This window comes from Streptococcus sp. GMD4S (assembly GCF_000296955.1).
In genome coordinates, this window is the sequence record NZ_AJRE01000520.1 from 1 (window position 1) to 1,113 (window position 1,113).

Genomic DNA, 1,113 nt, shown 5'->3' on the forward strand with positions numbered 1-1,113 from the left:
GTGTCGAAGGTGAAGTCATGCGTACAGATATGGGAGAACTTTCTATCAAGGCAACTCACATCACACACTTGTCTAAAGCACTTCGCCCACTTCCAGAGAAATTCCACGGTTTGACAGACGTTGAAACCATCTATCGTAAACGTTACCTTGACTTGATTTCTAACCGCGAAAGCTTCGAACGTTTTGTTACTCGTTCAAAAATCATCTCTGAAATCCGTCGTTATCTAGATCAAAAAGGCTTCCTTGAAGTGGAAACACCTGTCCTTCATAATGAAGCCGGTGGTGCTGCTGCTCGTCCATTTATCACTCACCACAATGCCCAAAACATTGACATGGTGCTTCGTATCGCGACTGAGCTTCACTTGAAACGCCTTATCGTTGGTGGTATGGAACGTGTCTATGAAATTGGCCGTATCTTCCGTAACGAAGGAATGGACGCTACTCACAACCCTGAATTCACTTCTATCGAAGTTTACCAAGCTTATGCAGACTTCCAAGATATCATGGATTTGACGGAAGGTATTATCCAACACGCTGCTAAGGTAGTTAAGGGTGATGGTCCAGTTAACTACCAGGGCACTGAAATTAAGATCAACGAACCATTTAAACGTGTTCACATGGTGGATGCTATCAAAGAAATTACTGGTGTTGATTTCTGGCAAGATATGACTTTCGAAGAAGCTAAAGCTATCGCTGCTGAGAAGAAAGTTCCAGTTGAGAAACACTACACTGAAGTTGGTCACATCATCAATGCCTTCTTTGAAGAGTTCGTCGAAGAAACCTTGATCCAACCAACCTTTGTCTATGGACATCCAGTAGCAGTATCTCCACTCGCGAAGAAGAATCCTGAAGACGAACGCTTTACTGACCGTTTCGAGCTCTTCATCATGACTAAGGAGTACGGTAATGCCTTTACTGAGTTGAACGACCCAATCGACCAGCTCAGCCGTTTTGAAGCTCAAGCTAAAGCTAAAGAGCTTGGTGATGATGAAGCAACTGGTATTGACTACGACTACATTGAAGCCCTTGAATACGGTATGCCACCAACAGGTGGTTTGGGTATCGGTATCGACCGTCTCTGCATGCTCCTCACTGATACAACTACTATCCGTG

General features: G+C 44.2%; 1 protein-coding gene. It reads left to right on the forward strand.

Annotation, left to right across the window (positions count from 1 at the left end; translation table 11 throughout):
* Positions 1–1,113, forward strand: a 1,113-nt coding sequence (lysS, locus tag GMD4S_RS12270; protein ID WP_000320949.1) for a lysine--tRNA ligase, incomplete at both ends; no start/stop codon positions are given.